Consider the following 18,937-nt stretch of genomic DNA (forward strand, 5'->3'; position numbering starts at 1 on the left):
ATGACAAAATCAAATTTTCCAGATAACTTTTTATGGGGTGGCGCAACGGCCGCTAATCAATTTGAAGGGGCCTATGATGTTGATGGTAAGGGCCTGTCATTAGTAGATATATTACCAGACGCACACCATGGTCGCTGGGATTATTTATTTAATGTAAAAGAAGCGATGCAGATGAAAGAAGATTTTTATCCTAGTCATGAATCTGTTGATTTTTATCATCATTATGAAGAAGATTTACGATTAATGGCAGAAATGGGTTTCAAAACCTTCAGAATGTCAATTAGTTGGCCACGGATATTTCCACAAGGTGATGAAAAAGAACCAAACGAAAAAGGGCTAGAATTCTATGATAAAGTTATCGATCTTTGTAACGAATTAGGGATGGAACCGTTAGTAACAATTAACCATTTCGATACGCCGTTAGGGATGTTGAAAAAAATGAATGGTTGGGCTGACCGTCGAATGATTGATAATTACTTAAACTTTTCACGCGTCTTATTTATGCGTTATAAGGATAAGGTTAAGTATTGGTTAACATTTAACGAAATTAATATGATTTTACACATTCCGTTATTGGGCGGTGGATTAGATTTGGAAGGGATTGATAATCCTGACCAAATCAAATATCAAGCGGCACATCATCAATTAGTTGCCTCTGCGCTTGCGACAAAATTAGCACACGAAATTAATCCTGATTTTAAGATAGGGTGTATGTTAGCGGCTGGGGTTACCTATCCCAATACACCTAATCCAAAAGATGTATTTGAAGCAATGACAAAGGATCGGGAAGGATACTTCTTTATTGATGTTCAGTCACGTGGCTACTACCCAAGTTATTCGGCAAGATTATTTAAAGATATGGGTATAGAAATTAAAATGGCAGATACCGACGAAAAAGATTTATTAGAAAATACAGTTGATTTCATTTCATTTAGCTATTATTCATCAAGATTAGCAAGCGCTGATCCTGAGATGACTGATAAAACAGCAGCAAATGTCTTTGATAGCTTAAAAAATCCTTACTTAAAGACAAGCGAATGGGGCTGGCAAACAGATGGCCTTGGTTTGAGAACAACGATGAATCAAATTTATGATCGTTATCAGAAACCATTATTTGTTGTTGAAAATGGATTAGGTGCAAAAGATGTTGTGGAAGAAGGCAATAAAATTCATGATGATTATCGCATTTCTTATCTAAGTGAAAATATTGAAGCAATGGGTGAGGCGATTGCAGACGGGGTTTCTTGTCTAGGTTACACATCATGGGGCTGTATCGATTTAATTAGCGCAGGCTCAGGCGAAATGGCGAAACGCTATGGTTACATTTACGTAGATCGAGATAACGAAGGTAACGGGACGCTAAATCGATTGAAAAAAGATTCGTTCTATTGGTATCAAAATGTTATTAAAACAAATGGTGTCGAATTATAAACTGGAAAAATTGAAGATATAAAATTTCGATGCGATTTAAAATACTGTTTAAGCAATGATTGTTTGCTTAAACAGTATTTTTTTATTTGCGAAAGTCTTATTGCTTAGTGGAAAAATAATATTAGGTGTACAATTATCGAAATCTTAAAGATAGTTTAGAAAAGATTGGATAAAATGATGTGTTTTAGACCTTAAAAAAATTGTTAAACAAATATATATAACGTGGAAGAAGGTCTTTCCGATGAGAAAAAGGTTTAAACCTGTAAATAATGAAATGAAATGGGTAGGAATTGTTAGTATCGTGTTGTGTTTAATTGAACCATGGTTAATAGTTGTGAATTTAACGATTGGCATGTGGTTAGTGGGGACGGGTATGATTGGCATTGGAACTTATATTGAAAGACTACCCTTTTTTCAGAAAAATATTGGTTATCGTCTATGTGGTATGTTGTTATTTATATTAATTGCATTCATTAATACAATTTATATAATAGTAATTCTTCTACTGCTACAATTTCAAGGATAAAATAAATAGCACTTACAAGTTAAATATATAAAAAATAGGTTACAAAAGCTCGGCAGTATACCGAAGTCTTGTAACCTATAAGGCGGAAAATTTATTTAAGATGTCCCTGATCAGAGTCGAACTGATGACCTACCGCTTAGGAGGCGGTTGCTCTATCCAGCTGAGCTACAGAGACAAAAAGGCTGATTACTTCATTGTAAATGGCAAAAATAAATAAGTCAATTATTACTATTGTAGATTTTTAAATTCATAGTCATAATTTTCATTTACAACATGGCTAAGGTGTCAGTAGTTTCATAGATATTGATCTTTTAGTTCTAGCAATATTATATTTCTTGAGTGACAGCACAATTTTCTATTGTTATAATTAAACCATTAAATAATTTTATTTGGGAGTAAATAGCTTGATAAATAAGTTTGAATCTTTAAAAAAATATGGAACGGTATTTTGCGTTATTTTTATATTAAGTTTTTTTCTGACAGTTCCGCAGATACTTAATAATAGTTTAGTAGTTGGTGCTGATTCTCTATTCCATTTTAACCGTATCTATGATGATTATATGCAGCTTAAAACAGGTAACTTTAATTATTTTCAATCTAATTACGGTTTTCAACAAAGTGGTCGAATTGTTAATGCCTTATATGGACCAGGGTTTACTTACCTTTTAGGTGGATTACTAGGTATCGTGCATAGTTGGATTAAATTTGAAATTGTCACGTCATTCATAATTTTCTTTATTAGTGGATTTTCAATGTATTTTCTATCTAGAGAATTGAAAGCGACTAAAAAAAATTCAGTCTTAGCTGCTAGTCTTTTTATGGGTAGTTTCTATATCACTCGATGGTCAATCTATCAGAATTTTATGATATGGGGCGTTATGTTGATGCCTTTGATTGTCATTCTTGGGCTTAAAATGATTAAAAATAATGCTAAGGATTTAAAAGTACTACCTTTAGCATTAGCAGTTTCAGTGCTAATCCAAATTCACGTCTTAAGCGCCTTAATGTCAATTGGCGTTTTAGTTGTATTCTTTTTCATTGGCTTTATTCAAACTAACCAGAAATTACAACTTTTATTAAAATGTTTTCTAGCCAGTTTACTGGCGTTAGTTCTGACCTTTAATGTTTGGGGAGCTATGTTGGATGTTTTCTCAAATAATAAAATATATTCACCATTTGCCAATTCAAACATGTCTGGTTCAACCATGAACCTTTCAACTGGTAACTATAGTGGTACACAGTTTGGATTGGTTATGAGTATCATTTTTGTGTTACAAATTGTTTGGTTGTTTTCAAAAAGAAAAGAATTATCTCTAGCTAATAAGATTGTTACTATAATAGGAGCTATTTTTCTTGCTCTAACTACAAATTTATTTCCGTGGACTAGGATATCTATATTAATTCCACAGTTACAAAGTTTTTTACAGTTTCCTTATCGATTTGATAGTTTTACTACGATTCTATTAGTAGCGGGGTTCAGTGCTACAATTTCTACGTTACCTTCGCCGAATGCAAAGAAAAATTGTTCATTGTTTTTAATTGTCGGAAGTATTTTTATTTTAGGGCAATCGTATAGTGATATTCAGACTAAAAATGAAATTTGGAATTCAAATGAGTCAATTATAGCTAAAGGACATGTTACAACCCCAGATTCTTTAAGTACTGTCCAAATAAGAAATGCTTTTACTAATCGTGATTTAAAAAAAGGGTTAGAGGTAGCACAAAAATCAACTCCAGATTATTTACCTAATAATCAAGAATTAAGCAAGGATCCTTACAATGAATATAAAAATGAAATTATAATGAATAAGTCAAATATTATAAAAAGAGTGACAGATAAGGGTGATTTATCGCTTAGATGGACTGCAACAAAAATAGGAGAAACAATGTCCTTACCTATTATTGTTTATAACAATTCAAAAGTTACACTAAATGGAACTAAGCTTAATATAAAAAAGATTACCTTATCAAATATAGGTAGTCCAACGATTAAAGCAACAAAAAAAGGTATCAATAGAGTAACGCTTAGTTATCATTCAAAAATCATTACTAAACCTCGACTAATGATGGTTATTGCAGCGTGGGTGATTAGTAGCTTAGCTTTTATTACCTTTACTTATAGGGATTATAAAAATGACATTTAATATAAACAAACATATGATTTTAATATACTATATTAAGATATACTTTCTGAATTTGGGTTACAAAAACCTAATCAATAAAATAAGTAGTAGTGAAAAAGGTATAAACTAACAGAAATGCTAGTTTATACCTTTTTATGTGATCATTTATGCCCAATCCCCATTACGGAAAACGGGTACTGTACTGCCATCCTCACGAAGCCCATCAATTGACATGTCAGATGAGCCGACCATGAAGTCAACGTGCGTTTGGCTTAAATTTAAACCAGCAGCGGCTAATTCAGTATCGTTCATTTTAGTACCATCCTTAATAGAGAAGGGATAAGCGGAGCCAAGCGCTAAATGGTCACTGGCATTTTCATCGAATAATGTATTAAAGAACGTTATTCCTGATTGTGAAATTGGAGAAGGGTCTGGAACTAAAGCAACTTCACCCAATGATTTTGCGCCATCATCAGTCTCTAGTAAGTGCTGTAAAACTTCTTCACCTTGTTCAGCAGTTGCTTTAACAACCTTACCTGCTTCAAAAGTAAATTTCATACCACTCAAAGTAGTTCCTGCGTAGCTTAATGGTTTTGTTGAAGAAATGTAACCATCAATACGTCTAGAATCAGGTGCGGTGAAAACTTCTTCGGTAGGCATGTTAGCCATGAATTCATGACCTTGTGCATCAAATGAACCGGCGCCTTCCCACAAATGATTTTTAGGGAGACCGATGACGATATCTGTCCCTGGGGCAACATAATGTAAAGCAGAAAATTGTTCTTTATTTAATTCTTCAGCTTTTGTGCGCAATGTTAAATCATGTTGATGCCATGCTTCAATTGGATCTTCATGATCAATACGTGTTGTTTTAAAAATTTCTTCCCAAAGTCGTGAAACAGCAAGTTCGCCTTTTAATTCAGGAAAAACGAGTTCAGCCCAAGCAGTATCTGCGGCAGCGACTACAGTCCAACTAACGTCATTATTTTGAGTTGCTTTACGTAATGGACGTAGAGCTTGACCCATAGCTTTTTGGCGTGAGGCAATCTTTTCAGAAGGGATACCAGCAAAGGCATCAGGATCATCTGACATGACTGAGATGCGAGATGCTTTTTTAGCAACCCAATCTTCAACTTCTGAGGTTGCATAACCAGGAACGTCGACTAAACGGTCTAGTGGAGCAAATTCAAGGAATGATTTCGAGACATGACTATCTGCCCATTTAACGATAACTTCACTTGCGCCAGCAGCATAAGCTTCATTGACGATTAAATGAGCTAATTTTTGTTGGGTTACGGAAATTTGTAGGACGATTGTTTGGCCTTTTGAGACGTTAACACCGACTTTGACGATTAATTCAGCATATTTTTTAAGTTGATCTTCAAAATTTATTTTTGACATAGAAAGACCTCCAAATTTATTTATGAAATAATGATAACATATTAATGAGAAAATGATTAATAATTAGGCTATTAAATTTTTGTTAACAAAATCAGAATTTTGTCTTTTCTTTGGTATAATAGTAACTAATATAATCATTGAGGAGGCCAATTATGAAAAAAGTAAAAGTGATGACTGTTTTTGGGACGCGTCCAGAAGCAATAAAAATGGCACCTGTTGTCTTAGAGTTAAAAGAACGTACGACGGAGTTTGAAACAGTAACTGTCGTAACAGCACAACATCGCCAAATGTTGGACCAAGTCTTAGAGATATTTAAAATAACGCCAGATTATGATTTGAATGTGATGCACGCTAACCAGACATTAAGTGATACAACTCGAAATGTTTTACAAAAATTAGATGATGTTATTAAAGTAGAGCAGCCTGATATTATTTTAGTTCATGGTGATACAACAACAACATTCGCCGCTAGTATTTCAGCTTTTTATAATCAAGTGGCAATTGGACACGTTGAAGCGGGATTACGGACTTGGGATAAGTATTCACCGTTTCCAGAAGAAATGAACCGTCAACTAACAGATGTACTGGCAGATATGTACTTTGCCCCAACTTCGCAAAGCGAAACTAATCTGTTATTAGAAAATCATCCAAAAGAAAATATTTTTGTAACAGGTAACACAGCCATCGATGCTTTAAAACAAACAGTTCAAAAAGAGTATGACCATGATGTTCTATCAGAAGTAAATCCTGCGAATAAAATGATTTTACTCACGATGCATCGTCGTGAAAACCAAGGTGCACCTATGCGTCGTGTTTTCGAAGTGATTAAATCTGTCGTTAAAGATCAGCCAGATGTTGAAGTCGTTTATCCGGTTCATTTAAATCCAGTTGTTAAAGATTTAGCCGAAGAAGTCTTAGGTGGAGAACAGCGCGTTCATCTAATTGAACCGCTTGATGTGGTTGATTTTCATAATATCGCTGCAAAAAGTTACTTTATTATGACGGATTCAGGTGGTGTTCAAGAAGAGGCGCCATCATTAGGAAAACCAGTTCTTGTTTTACGTGATAACACAGAACGTCCGGAAGGCGTGAAGGCGGGTACATTGAAGTTAGTTGGAACTGACCCTGTGAAAGTCAAAGAAACCATGCTATCATTAATAACTAATAAGACAGAGTACGAACGAATGGCAAATGCTAAAAATCCTTATGGAGATGGGCAAGCAGCTAAACGAATATTAGATGCCGTTGCTTATCGATTTGGAGATAGTCAGCAAGAACCTGAACGTTTCGAATAAATGGAGGATTTCTAAAGCATGAGCAAAAGAACAAAACGTCCCATTATTATTGGTGTAACAGGTGGTACTGGTAGCGGTAAGACGACGGTTAGTAATGCTATTTATTCACAATTAGCTGGCGAATCAATCATGATTTTACAACAAGATACTTATTATAATGATCAAGCTGAAATGAGTATGGAAGAACGTAAAGCAGTGAACTATGATCATCCACTCGCGTTTGACAACGAACAGATGATTAGTGATTTGGAACAATTGTTGGATAATGAAGCAATTGATATGCCTGTTTATGATTACACACAGTTTACTCGTTCAAGTGAGACGATCAGAACAGAACCTCAAGATGTTATCATTGTTGAAGGAATTCTAATTCTAGGGGACGAAAAGCTCAGAAGTTTAATGGATATTAAAGTTTTTGTTGATACAGATGATGATTTACGTATTATTCGCCGTATCACACGTGATATGAAGGAACGTGGTCGCTCATTACAATCAGTTATTGATCAATACGTTAAAACGGTTAAACCAATGTATAATCAATTCATTGAACCAACGAAACGCTATGCGGATATTATTGTGCCAGAAGGTGGCGCAAATACAGTTGCTATTGATTTATTGTCAACTAAAGTCCGTGACATTTTACAACAAGACTAGCTAAAAAATCTCATACCAAAAAGTCCCCAAAAGTCTCATGACTTTTGGGGACTTTTTGGTATGAAAAAACTGTTGTTGGTAATAGCTTTTACGCTATTACCAACAACAGTTAGAGTGGACTTGTCATTTATGAACACTATTTTTGTCTAGTTTTCTATTTATAAAATGGAGTGTTATCATCGATAAAATACTAATAATCCAAGTTAAAATGACGAAAAACAAACGCCATGTAGTGATCATTTCCGATTGATATCTAAGCACTACACGATTACTCCCTTTTTTTGTTGCCTTAACAGTAGGGACACCTAATGCAGATAGAGATAATCGGTGTAATTGACTTCCATTTAAGGAGAGCTCTGAATTATTATAAACGACAATAGGAAGTGCGATGGATTCACCTTTTTTTGTCGCATGCCATTTAAGGATTAAATCACCATTTTTTGTAACAGTCTTAGTGATATTAGGACGATTCCTAACAATATCTTTCTTGTATTCTTTTTTATTATATGTTGTCTTTTGTTCTTGATTATTTGGTAAATAATCTGGGGCTATTTTTTTAACCACCTTTAATCCTTTTGATAAATCAGAACTAGTAAAATTAGTTCTAATTTGATCACTCGTTAGATGATTTGAAACGACAACGCTCCCTTTATAAATAAGAGGATCATTGGAATTCCAGAGCTTATTTTGCTGTTGAATATCAATATATGATTGACCTAAAATAAAAAGACTACTAATGATTAAAAATAACTCGCCAAACTTTTTAGGCTTAAATGAAGGTAGCTCAGAAAGAGAGTTGCCAAAACCAGCAAGTAATAAGACAGTTGCAAAACCATAAAAGCGGTAAGGAAATTGTAAAAAACTTCGAAGCTGTGGTATTAGATTCGATATTGTCGTCCAAGGAACAAGATTTGTTGATAACAGGAGAAATAAGGCTCCTAATAGTGTCATTAGCTTATTAGAAAGTGATACTTGTGACCACCTAGAAAATAGTAAAACAAATTGTAAAATGAAAATAACGCTCATAAATAGTCCTATAGATGAAGCGCTATAGCTAGTTGTTGAAAAACGCATTGTAGCACTAGCCATATCTAAGTGAGTGTAAGGCGAGTACAGCGTATTTCTTGTGAAAATTTCTAGCATAGCGCCCCAAACATTAAAGGTTAGAACAATAGTTAGAAGGGCCGCTAAGAAACATTTTGATAAAAGCTGTAATTTTTGATTTGTCTTGTAAAAACCGACAACAAAGAAGATAAAGATGACGCCAACCGACATTAAGGCACTTAAGACATGAATTTGAATAAGCGCTGAAATCAATAATGCTAATGGTAGTACTTTTAAATCCTTAGCATTATTTTTAATCATTTTAAGCCCGAGGATGACAATTAAGGGCATTAGCATAACGCCCCAAGACATAAAATTCTGGTTAATTGACCAACGGGTAACGTAAAAACTCCCCATAAATAGACTAGCAATCAATAATGAAATTTTCTTAGAGGATTGAAGCTCTCTAGATAGAAAATACATTGAGTAACCACTAATAAAGAAAATTAAAAAGGAGGTTATGATTTGAAATAAAATCCAATTATGAACAATTAAGAGTAAGATACCTAACAGATAAGCAAAACCTGGTCCATATAAGGCGTTAATAATGCGACCACTCTGTAAAAAACCATAGTTAGTTTGAAAATAACTAAAGTTACCTGTTTTAAATTGGATATAGGTATCGTAAATACGATTGAAATGAAAAAGCGAGTCACCACCTAAGACTAGACTGTGGTTGATTATTTGTGGAAGAACTAAAAATAAACTAATCAAAAAGATGGTTGTAAATACGATTAAACGATTTTTAAGATAACTGACTTTATTTAACAAGATAGTAAACCCCTAATAGATTTATTTAGTAGATGAGGTCATAATAATATCATTTATGTCTAATTAAAGTCTTCTTAAACGTCTCCAAATTAGAGGTGTTAAACTATAACTCCCCCAAACAATGAGGCCAAAAACACTTAAAAGAAAACCAGTTGATAAGCCAGGTGTTTGATAACTATAAATGATATGATGAGTTCCTTTTTTTAATTTTAAGCCAATAAAAGCGCTATTTGTTTTAATAACGGGCACGCTATGACCATTATCAGTCGCTGTCCAACCTGTAGAGTAAGGGATAGATGATGTTAGGATACCTAATTTATTTGTTGTTATTTTGCCACTAACTCTATTTGTAGCAAATTTTAATGAATTTAATTTATTTTTCTGGATTTTTTTAACATCATTTGTGTAAGTTTGACCAAGCGGAACGGCAGTAATTTTAAGGTTGAATGAGTAAGTCCCTGAATTTGATAAAAGTAAATCCAAACTTTTGGGCATTTGTTTTTGATAGCCCATATTTAGGGTAGCATCAGATAAAACTTTAAAGAAAGAAAGATTTTCAATACCCAATTGCTCAATCGTATTAGTCGTTAAATTAGATTTAACCCCGATCGAATAGCCTGTATTGGAAGAACCTGTCGTCAGTTGCTTCCTAAGCGATTTCTGTGCTGACCGGGGACCATTCGTATCTAATAACTGGTTATCTGGTTTCGTAGTATTATTAAAAATAGCCATATTCACTTGTTCTTTAGAGGACAGTGATTGGTGCTTAATGTTAGTTAATGAAAGATGCAATTCAGAATTTTGATATTTTTTTGCGTTCTTAATGTCAATCTGATAGCTATCTGAAACAGGATTATTACGATAGTGATTATTGGTAATACGTGTTTTTGTTTCGTTAGGTTCTCCGGCGTTCACTGTTTTTACAATTGTATAGGCAACGTTTTCAGTATCAAATGTTGATTGTTTCTGGTTAAATCCGGATGTATCCGCGATACTAACGGCTTTAGCTAATTGACGTTCTTGATCAGAAGCGGATAATTTAGCAGTTTTTTGATTTGAAGTGACATCAGATTGCCAATAAATTAATGGAAAATTATTCTTAGTTTCATAAAGATTGGTTTTCTCAGGTTTATTTTTATTTTCAGATTTAGTTTTGAGTAATGTATAACCATAGGGGATCTTTGACTCATTTGGCTCATTTGAATGAGTAAAGAGATACTTAACGCCAAAAAAGTTATTAGCGATTGTTCGATCATCAAAATTTTCAATCGGAATATTATTGTTATATTGAGCATTTTGTAACCTGTTTGAAAATACTCCGACTGCGCCATTTTGAATCGAGTAGTATGAGTTAATTAAATTTAAATCATTATTTAAATTATTTCGTAACATGTAGTTAGAACCAAAGTTATAATTTTGGCTAATCGTTGAAACACGAAATGAGTTAGATTTAGGAAGAGAATTATCTAATCCATCAAATAGATTAGATGATAGTTTCTGGTAACTACCAGAGGGCATTAAAGTCTTACTATAAAAGTTAGTGAAAGGTGATGCAAAAGAAACCCCAGTAAAGATCAAGTTCACTAGGATAAGACCGAATATGATTCGACCAGAATTTTTATTTTGACGGTAAAGTAAGATTGCGACAAAAAAAGAAATTAAAAAGATAACAGGAATGAAAATTTCTGTCGTCCCATTAATATAAAAGGGTAATGATACTAAAAGTAAATAGATACCAAGACAAATACTGAGGTATTTAATTTCAGGCAACGTTATTTTTTTGAGAGAATCAATGAAGAAGGCACTTCCAAGTGAAATGGGAACAAATAATAATAGAATCCAACGATTAGAAGGGGCTTGAAAACCATTAAACATCGCACCAAACATTGGGAATAGTAACATAATCAACCCAATTGAAAGACTCGTTGTCATTAGTGGGTAGTGTTTCCAATGGTAAAACAGATGGAATAATGCTAGAACAGCTAAACTACTAAAGCCAAATTTAACCCAGAAAGAAGATACTCCGCCAGCAAGTAATTGAGCAGGTAAATTAATGTAGTAATAAGCGGGGAAAGAGGTCAAACCATTTGCGAATAGACCACCTGACCGAGTTGAACTAAAGACCGCAAGAATTGACGGTAGCATGATAAAGGCAGAAATCAGTAAACTGATGACTGTACTGATTAAAAAAGTGCCCGCTGTTTTAAAGAAACTGAGATTTTTTCGATAATAATAAATGAAACGTAGTACTAAATATACAAAAGCACCGATGCCTAAGACTATGGCGAAGTAAAAGTTACTGATAAACATCCATGAAAAAGCAAAAATGAAGAAATGTGGTTTAAACCCTTGTAAAATTTTTTCTATTCCGACAATTATAAGTGGAAAAAGAATGAATGGTGTTAGGAAAAAAGGTTGCATTAGGGATGAATAAAGTGAAAAAGAAGTGAAGGTATAAATGATTGCCCCACCTAAGATCGCGCTATTCGTTAATTTAAAGTGTCTCGCAAAGAAGATAAATGATAGCCCCACGCAAAATAACCTCAAAATGAGTGTGAGCTGGTAAATAGTCACAACGGCACTTGAGGGAAATAATAGCGTAATATAGGCGAATACGTCTCCAATAACGTAATAAGCAAATGTTTGAAATTGATCTGCGCCAAGCCCTAATTTCCAAGACCACATTTGGAGTGGTTGAAAGGGATGGTTGATGAATTCACCAAGTAGTTGACGATAATTTTCTAATACAGGTAGATGCTGTTCAGCAGGATCATGACTTTGAATTAAAGAGTATCCAGCTAGTTTGTAAGTTCCAAAAATAAGAACAGCTAAAATTGCAAAAATGATAATGTAATAAAGATAGGTCATTTTTGATTTTTTTAGATCGAAACGAAACTTCTGCATAGCTGGAATCCCCCTATAATTAATCCTTTTTTGAACTGAAGACGTCTGATTCTTTAATAATATAGACGGGTCTGTTTTTGACTTCTAAGAAAATTTTACCTAAGTATTTACCAAGAATCCCAATACAAAACAATTGAATGCCACCCATCATTAAGATAACTGAAATCGTTGATGGCCAGCCAGCTGTTGGATCACCATAGAGTAACGCTCTAATAATAATAAAGATAATTGCAAAAAGAGAGCCAACAAATGATAGGAAACCAACAAATGTTGCAATTGAAAGAGGTACTTCTGAAAAGGCTATGATACCGTCTAATGAATATTTGAATAAGCCCCAGAAATTCCAACTTGTTTTACCAGCAACACGTTCTTGATTTGTGTATTCTAAGTATTCCGTATTAAAACCAACCCAACTGAAGATACCTTTTGAAAAACGATTGTATTCTGACATTGATAAGACAGCATCAACCATTTGACGGGTCATTAAGCGATAATCGCGGGCACCATTAACAATCTCAGTATCTGAGATGCGATTTATTAATTTGTAGAAAAGAGTAGCGAATGCAGAGCGAATCACAGGTTCACCTTGACGAGTTGTCCGACGTGTCCCCACACAGTCGTAGTCATTTTCTGGATCTTCTAAAATAGCTAACATCTTAGGCAAAAAGCTGGTTGGATCTTGTAAATCAACGTCCATAACAGTTACGTAATCGCCAGTCGCTTTTTGTAAGCCACAATATAAAGCAGCTTCTTTTCCAAAATTTCGTGAAAATGAAGCATAATGGACTGTTGCTGGATGATCTTTTTGTAATTGGCGCATTTCTTTGAGGCTGTTATCAGATGAACCATCATTAATAAACCAATATTCTAATCGGATATCTGGTAAATTGATAGACTCCTTTTCAACCGCATCAAAAAAAAGCGGAATAGATTCTTGTTCGTTGTAACATGGCACAACGATTGAAAGAACTTTGGTTGTCATAAATAAAGTGCCCCCTAGGATGAATTTACTGAATTTTATTTTATGATTTTTTGAAAATAAATAACTTACTAAAAATATAATTAATTAAAACGATGAAAATTTGATCAAATAACTTAACGAGTGATGCATCTAAGTGTAAAACAGAAACACCAATTGTCATAATTAATTGATCAATGACTAATGATAGAAGTCTAAAGCCAAAGAAAGATAAAACTTCACGTATTAAACCTGAAACATGAGTGTTCTTTGAGCCAAATACCCAAAGCTTATTAGTGACGAATGCAAAAACAACCGAAACAAACCATGCAATTACGTTTGCAAATTGATAATTTACACTAAGGTATGATTGGAAAACAACAAAAGTAACGATGTTAATTAGGGTTGTTAGACCACCAAAAATTAAATACGAAATTAGGGCATAATGTTTATGAAATAATTCATTTATTTTATTCATGACTAGTTTTCACTGCTAGTTACTTTATCAAATAGCTCTTTAGCAAAAGCTTCTAATTTAGTGATATCTTCTTCTTCAGGTGCTAAATCGATTTTTAGATTAGCTGAACCCTTTGTTGCGCCTGCTTCTTCGAAAGCTGAACCAAACTTATCAACAGCAGTTCCAAAAAACTCACCATAAAATGTATCGCCAGAACCGGCAACACCGAATAATTTACCGGTTAAATCAAGCTCCTGTAAGTCTTCATAAAAGTCCATGCCTTCATCAGGAAGTGAGCCTTCGTCATAAGTATAAGGAACGACAACGCTGATATCGAAGTTAGTTAAATCAGATGCATCTGATTGTGAGATTTCTTCCATCTCAACTGTTGCACCTAAATTTTCAAATGCTTCGGTAATAATGTCAGCGATGTCTTCATTATTACCTGTAATTGTTGCAAAAATAACTTTAGCTGAAACCAAACTAAATTCCTTCTTCCATATTAAAATAGTAGTTAAAGTATATCAGATAAAAAAACGATTGTGAAAGGAATTGAGTATCTCGTAACAAATTCTATACAATTGCGGTATAATAGTTGAGAAGAATTATTTATTATAGGAGGAAACAAATTAAATGATCACATTAAAATCAGAACGCGAAATTGAAGAAATGCGTGCTTCAGGTGCTATTATTGCAGGGATGCATAAGGGATTACGAGATATTATAAAACCAGGTATTTCTAGTTGGGAAATTGAAACTTTCTCACGTAAGTATATTGAAAGCCATGGTGGTGTTGCTGAACAAATTGGCTTTGAAGGCTATAAATATGCGACTTGTGTCAGCATTAATGATGAAATTTGTCATGCTTTCCCACGTAAAGGGTTAATTTTAAAAGATAATGATTTAGTTAAAGTAGATACAGTTGTTAGTTTACATGGCGCAATGAGCGATTCTTGTTGGAGTTATGTTGTTGGTGAATCTACACCAGAAATTGATAAATTAATGGCAGTAACGCATAAAGCCCTTTACTTAGGAATTGATCAAGCCGTTATTGGTAACCGTATTGGTGATATTGGTCATGCTATCCAAACTTATACTGAAGACCAAATGGGCTATGGTGATGTTCGCGAATACGTTGGACATGGCATTGGACCTACCATGCATGAAAGTCCTTCCGTACCTCATTATGGTCAAGCTGGTAAAGGATTACGTCTTAAAGAAGGGATGACAATTACTATTGAACCCATGATTAATATTGGCGGTTGGGAATCAGAAAGTGATGATCCTAACGGTTGGACAACAAGAACTGCTGACGGTAGTTTGTCGTGTCAATATGAACATGTTATTGTTATCACAAAAGATGGTCCTAAGATTTTAACCTCTCAAGATCCAGAATTTGATGCGAAATATTTATAAAATAGATAGCTACAATGAACTGCTAACTTAATTGTTTAGCAGTTTTTTTGTATAATGTAGCGGATTCATGATAGAATTGTAATATTCGTAGAGTTTGAGATAAATTAATGGGATTTTGTATATCGTATAAAGAAAAAAAGGAGAAGTTAATTATGAAAGTTAGAAAAGCAATTATACCTGCAGCAGGTTTGGGAACTAGATTTTTACCAGCAACAAAAGCAATGGCTAAAGAAATGTTACCTATCGTGGATAAACCAACGATACAGTACATTGTTGAAGAAGCTAAAGCAGCAGGGATTGAAGATATTTTAATTGTTACGGGTAAAGGGAAACGCCCAATTGAAGATCATTTTGATTCAGTACCTGAATTGGAAGCTAATCTTAAAGCTAAAGGTAAATTAGAACAATTAAAAATGGTTGAGCAAACAACTGATATTAATTTGTTCTTTATTCGCCAGTCACATCCTAGAGGTTTAGGGGATGCTGTTTTAATGGCTAAAGACTTTGTTGGTGATGAACCCTTTGTTGTTATGTTGGGTGATGATATCATGCAAGATAAGGTACCATTAACAAAACAATTGATGGATCGCTATGAAGAAACACATGCTTCAACATTGGCTGTAATGGAAGTCCCACATAAAGAAGTATCAAAATATGGGGTTATTGCACCACAAAGTGAAGTGTCAAAAGGGCTATATGATGTTGAAAAATTTGTTGAAAAACCAGCTGTTGATGAAGCACCAAGTGATTTAGCTATTATTGGTCGTTACTTGTTAACACCAGAAATCTTCGGGATGTTAGAAACACAAGAACCTGGTGAAGGTAATGAAGTCCAATTGACTGATGCTATTGATCGTTTAAATAAAGTGCAACGTGTATTCGCGCATGAATTTAAAGGTGATCGTTATGATGTTGGAAATAAATTCGGTTATTTAAAAACAAGTATTGATTTTGGTTTGAAACATCCAGAAGTTAAGGATGAACTTAGAGAATACATTAAAGAGTTATCTAAAAAATTATAATAAAATTAGAAGATTGGGCTGATTTTAAATGCTCAATCTATTTTTTTGTCTAAATGTGATACAATTTATTCTTATATAGATGTATTTCGCGGAGGAATCGTATGAAAAGTAAGTTCGTTCAGTTTATTAAAATATTTAAAACACAATTTATTAATGCCGATGTTAGTAATTCTTCGGTTATTATTGCGTACTATACGTTATTATCGATTTTTCCAGCAATTATTTTTATTGGTAATTTAATACCAATGCTTCATTTAAAGGTGTCCGTTATTTTAGAATATGTAAAAGTTGTGATGCCATCCGCGATATATAGCATTTTAGCACCGTTTATTGAATCGTTTCTGAAAAATGGAAATGGTGGATTATTGTCAATTGGTGCTGTCGTAACGTTATGGACGACAAGTAAGGGGATTAATGCATTGAAGAAAAGTTTCAACCATGCCTATAGTGTTGAAACGAAGCAAAATCCAATTGTTGGGCGAATTGTATCGTTTGTGTTAACGATTGGGTTAGTTATCTCCTTAGGTGCTATTATTTTGTTCTTTGGGTTCAGTCAAATAGTAGTTGAGGTGTTGACACCCATTTTACATTTGCCGGGAGAATTTTTAACTGTGATTACCACGGTTAAATGGCCTGTCGCCTTAATCGGTATTTTTATTATTATTTTATTACTTTATCGGATATTACCTAGTGCAAGACTTAGGTTCAGGGCAGTTTTACCAGGGGCAATTTTGACAACCATTGGGTGGATTTTATTGACCCAAGTATTTTCGATATACGTGCAGTATTTCGGTGGCGCTTTTAGTAGTTATGGTGCAATCGGAACAGTAATGATTATGTTATTCTGGCTGGATTTTGGGGCATGGATAATCATGCTAGGTGCTGTTCTTAATGCATCGATTGCTATTGTTCGACATGGTGAAGTTGAAGCACAATCTATTCAGCTAAATAGCTTATTTAAGCAATATAAAAGTCGATTTAGTAAGAAAAAATAAAATATTATAAATCGTTAGGGGAGGTAAGTTAATTGAAAAATAAGTCGATTAATTTAAAAAATCATGTCGGTGTATTTATTGTTATGTTTAGTGTGAGCTTGTTTTTAGTCTTACCTCAGATACTCGCACATAGTTTAGTTTTAGGTTCTGATTCTTTATTTCATTTTAATCGTATTTACGATATCTATATGCAATTTAAAACAGGCAATTTTAACTATTTCCAAACAAATTACGGGTTTCAACAAAGTGGTCGGATTATCAATGCTGTGTATGGGCCTGGATTTGCTTATCTGCTAGGTGGGTTGCTACTACTCGTACATAGTTGGTTTAATTTTCAGGTTATTTCTTCTTTTTTAATTTTCTTTATTAGTGGTTACTCAATGTATTTACTAGCTAAAGAAATAACTTCGACCAAAGATATCTCACTATTAATGGCTGTTCTTTTTATGGGTAGCTTGTGGATTGCGCGATGGTCAACTGAGCAAAATTTTATGGCTTGGGGTATCATGCTAGTGCCACTAGTTGTTTTAATGGGTGTTAAAATGATCAAAAATAACGCAGAAGGATTGCGAATTCTACCCTTAGCGTTAACCATGTCGGTAATGATACAGGTACATGTTTTAAGTGCCTTGATGTCGATTGGTGTCCTATTCGTTTTTTTTATAGTTGGTTTTATTCAAACGAATCAAAAATCGAAACTATTATTAACCTGTTTTTGGGCGGGGTTATTATCGTTAGTTCTGACATTTAATGTTTGGGGTGCCATGTTAGATGTTTTCGCAAACAATAAATTATACGCACCGCACGTTAATGTGATGATGTCCAATTCAACTATGAATTTATCGATGGGGGGGCCAACGCTTACTAAAATTGGTTTGGTTATGAGCTTCATATTTGTAGTACAAATTAGTTTATTGTTTATAAAACAAGCAAAATTTACGGTTACTAATAAAGTAGTAACTAGTTTAGGTTTAGTTTTCTTAGTCTTAACGTCAAAATTAGTTCCTTGGACGGATTTAGCCCAGGTTATCCCATCAATACAAAGTTTCTTGCAATACCCACGTCGCTTTGAAGGGTTCGCTGTAGTTTTATTATTAGCGGGTTTTAGTGCAACACTATCAAGTAGTTCATTTAAAAATTATCGGAAGTATATTGATCTATTCTTAATTGTTGGAGGTCTTGTTGTCGGAGTACAATCGTATTTAGAAATTCAAAAAAGTAATGAAGCATGGCATACTAATCAGTCGATAGTTTCTCCCAATAATGTTGATATCGCAGATAATACGAGTAACGAACAGATTACCAAAGCATTTATGAGTTCAAATCTAGATGATGGTTTAAAGTTGATTACCAAGGCATCGCCAGACTATTTACCTAATAATCGAGTATTAAGTGAACGTCCTTATCATGATTATCGATTAGACATGAAAAAAAATAAAGATGAAGTAAGTAAAACGATTAATAGTGAAGGAAAGTTAAGTCTGAGTTGGAACGCAACAAAAAAAGGAAATGAGATTTCTTTACCCGCGATAGTCTATAATAATTCAACTGTTCAATTAAATGGTAATAGCCTTGATCCTAAAAAAATGACCTTGTCAACTATGGGTAGTCCAACCGTTAAAGCAACTAAAATAGGTACAAATAGGTTAGTCATTGGTTATCATACGAAAATAATAACAAGAATTAGTTTAATCATCGTTCTAGCCACTTGGATAATTAGTTGCGTTAGTGCTGTTTTTATAAAAATCACTGATTATAAAAAAGAAATTAAGTTATGATATAGTTTTAACAAGTAATAGGGACTTCAAAAAGAGAACATAATTAATGATGTTCTTTTTCTGTATTAAAAATGAAATATAATACTTTTAAATATAACGTAT

At 33.7% G+C, this 18,937-nt stretch carries 15 protein-coding genes and 1 tRNA gene; 9 read left to right on the top strand and 7 right to left on the bottom strand.

Annotated features, from left to right (window positions below; all coding sequences use genetic code 11):
* Complete coding sequence (locus AC1RPV_RS04250; RefSeq protein ID WP_481761559.1) at positions 1 to 1,431, top strand: 6-phospho-beta-glucosidase; 1,431 nt, start codon at positions 1 to 3, stop codon at positions 1,429 to 1,431.
* 241 nt (positions 1,432 to 1,672) lie between these two features.
* A complete protein-coding gene (locus AC1RPV_RS04255) occupies positions 1,673 to 1,957 on the top strand; it encodes a hypothetical protein (RefSeq protein WP_481761558.1) in 285 nt (94 codons plus the stop codon).
* 101 nt (positions 1,958 to 2,058) lie between these two features.
* Here AC1RPV_RS04255 and AC1RPV_RS04260 read toward each other — a convergent pair.
* Positions 2,059 to 2,132: transfer RNA gene (locus tag AC1RPV_RS04260), tRNA-Arg, on the bottom strand.
* Between the two features lie 229 nt (positions 2,133 to 2,361).
* On the opposite strand from AC1RPV_RS04260, the gene AC1RPV_RS04265 reads away from it, so the two are divergent.
* The gene (locus AC1RPV_RS04265; protein WP_481761557.1) at positions 2,362 to 4,101 is read left to right on the top strand and encodes a DUF6541 family protein; all 1,740 of its coding nucleotides are present in this window, start codon (positions 2,362 to 2,364) and stop codon (positions 4,099 to 4,101) included.
* Between the two features lie 144 nt (positions 4,102 to 4,245).
* On the opposite strand, the gene AC1RPV_RS04270 is transcribed toward AC1RPV_RS04265, so the two are convergent.
* Positions 4,246 to 5,481, bottom strand: a complete 1,236-nt coding sequence (locus AC1RPV_RS04270) for an aminopeptidase (protein WP_481761556.1) — start codon at positions 5,479 to 5,481, stop codon at positions 4,246 to 4,248.
* A gap of 152 nt (positions 5,482 to 5,633) precedes the next feature.
* On the opposite strand from AC1RPV_RS04270, the gene wecB reads away from it, so the two are divergent.
* Both wecB and udk read left to right on the top strand, forming a co-directional pair.
* Positions 5,634 to 6,776 (top strand): non-hydrolyzing UDP-N-acetylglucosamine 2-epimerase, encoded by a 1,143-nt coding sequence (gene wecB, locus AC1RPV_RS04275; protein ID WP_481761555.1) that lies wholly within the window; start codon positions 5,634 to 5,636, stop codon positions 6,774 to 6,776.
* Positions 6,777 to 6,794: 18 nt separating this feature from the next.
* A complete protein-coding gene (gene udk, locus AC1RPV_RS04280; protein WP_481761554.1) occupies positions 6,795 to 7,430 on the top strand; it encodes a uridine kinase in 636 nt (211 codons plus the stop codon).
* A gap of 123 nt (positions 7,431 to 7,553) precedes the next feature.
* Here udk and AC1RPV_RS04285 read toward each other — a convergent pair whose 3' ends face one another.
* The 5 genes from AC1RPV_RS04285 to AC1RPV_RS04305 form a co-directional block, all read right to left on the bottom strand.
* On the bottom strand, positions 7,554 to 9,305 hold the full coding sequence (locus AC1RPV_RS04285; RefSeq protein ID WP_481761553.1) for an MFS transporter: 1,752 nt from the start codon (positions 9,303 to 9,305) through the stop codon (positions 7,554 to 7,556).
* A gap of 63 nt (positions 9,306 to 9,368) precedes the next feature.
* Positions 9,369 to 12,209 (bottom strand): YfhO family protein, encoded by a 2,841-nt coding sequence (locus AC1RPV_RS04290; RefSeq protein WP_481761552.1) that lies wholly within the window; start codon positions 12,207 to 12,209, stop codon positions 9,369 to 9,371.
* A gap of 19 nt (positions 12,210 to 12,228) precedes the next feature.
* On the bottom strand, positions 12,229 to 13,191 hold the full coding sequence (locus AC1RPV_RS04295) for a glycosyltransferase family 2 protein (protein WP_481761551.1): 963 nt from the start codon (positions 13,189 to 13,191) through the stop codon (positions 12,229 to 12,231).
* A 40-nt stretch (positions 13,192 to 13,231) separates the two neighbouring features.
* Entirely contained in the window at positions 13,232 to 13,645 is a 414-nt protein-coding gene (locus tag AC1RPV_RS04300; RefSeq protein ID WP_481761550.1) for a GtrA family protein, read from the bottom strand.
* 2 nt (positions 13,646 to 13,647) lie between these two features.
* Entirely contained in the window at positions 13,648 to 14,106 is a 459-nt protein-coding gene (locus AC1RPV_RS04305) for a flavodoxin (RefSeq protein WP_481761549.1), read from the bottom strand.
* A gap of 151 nt (positions 14,107 to 14,257) precedes the next feature.
* Between AC1RPV_RS04305 and map the strand changes: the two genes are divergently transcribed.
* From map to AC1RPV_RS04325, 4 genes are all read left to right on the top strand, one after another.
* The gene (gene map / locus AC1RPV_RS04310) at positions 14,258 to 15,040 is read left to right on the top strand and encodes a type I methionyl aminopeptidase (protein ID WP_409022111.1); all 783 of its coding nucleotides are present in this window, start codon (positions 14,258 to 14,260) and stop codon (positions 15,038 to 15,040) included.
* 152 nt (positions 15,041 to 15,192) lie between these two features.
* Positions 15,193 to 16,062 carry a UTP--glucose-1-phosphate uridylyltransferase GalU gene (gene galU / locus AC1RPV_RS04315; protein ID WP_481761548.1) on the top strand — a complete coding sequence of 290 codons (870 nt, stop codon included), beginning with the start codon at positions 15,193 to 15,195 and terminating at the stop codon, positions 16,060 to 16,062.
* Between the two features lie 101 nt (positions 16,063 to 16,163).
* Positions 16,164 to 17,057 carry a YihY/virulence factor BrkB family protein gene (locus AC1RPV_RS04320; RefSeq protein ID WP_481761547.1) on the top strand — a complete coding sequence of 298 codons (894 nt, stop codon included), beginning with the start codon at positions 16,164 to 16,166 and terminating at the stop codon, positions 17,055 to 17,057.
* A 32-nt stretch (positions 17,058 to 17,089) separates the two neighbouring features.
* Positions 17,090 to 18,835: an MFS transporter gene (locus AC1RPV_RS04325; RefSeq protein WP_481761546.1), complete on the top strand. Its 1,746-nt coding sequence runs from the start codon at positions 17,090 to 17,092 to the stop codon at positions 18,833 to 18,835.
* Positions 18,836 to 18,937 lie beyond the last annotated feature (102 nt).

This window comes from Dellaglioa sp. CoH-55-MRSF-9 (assembly GCF_056782155.1).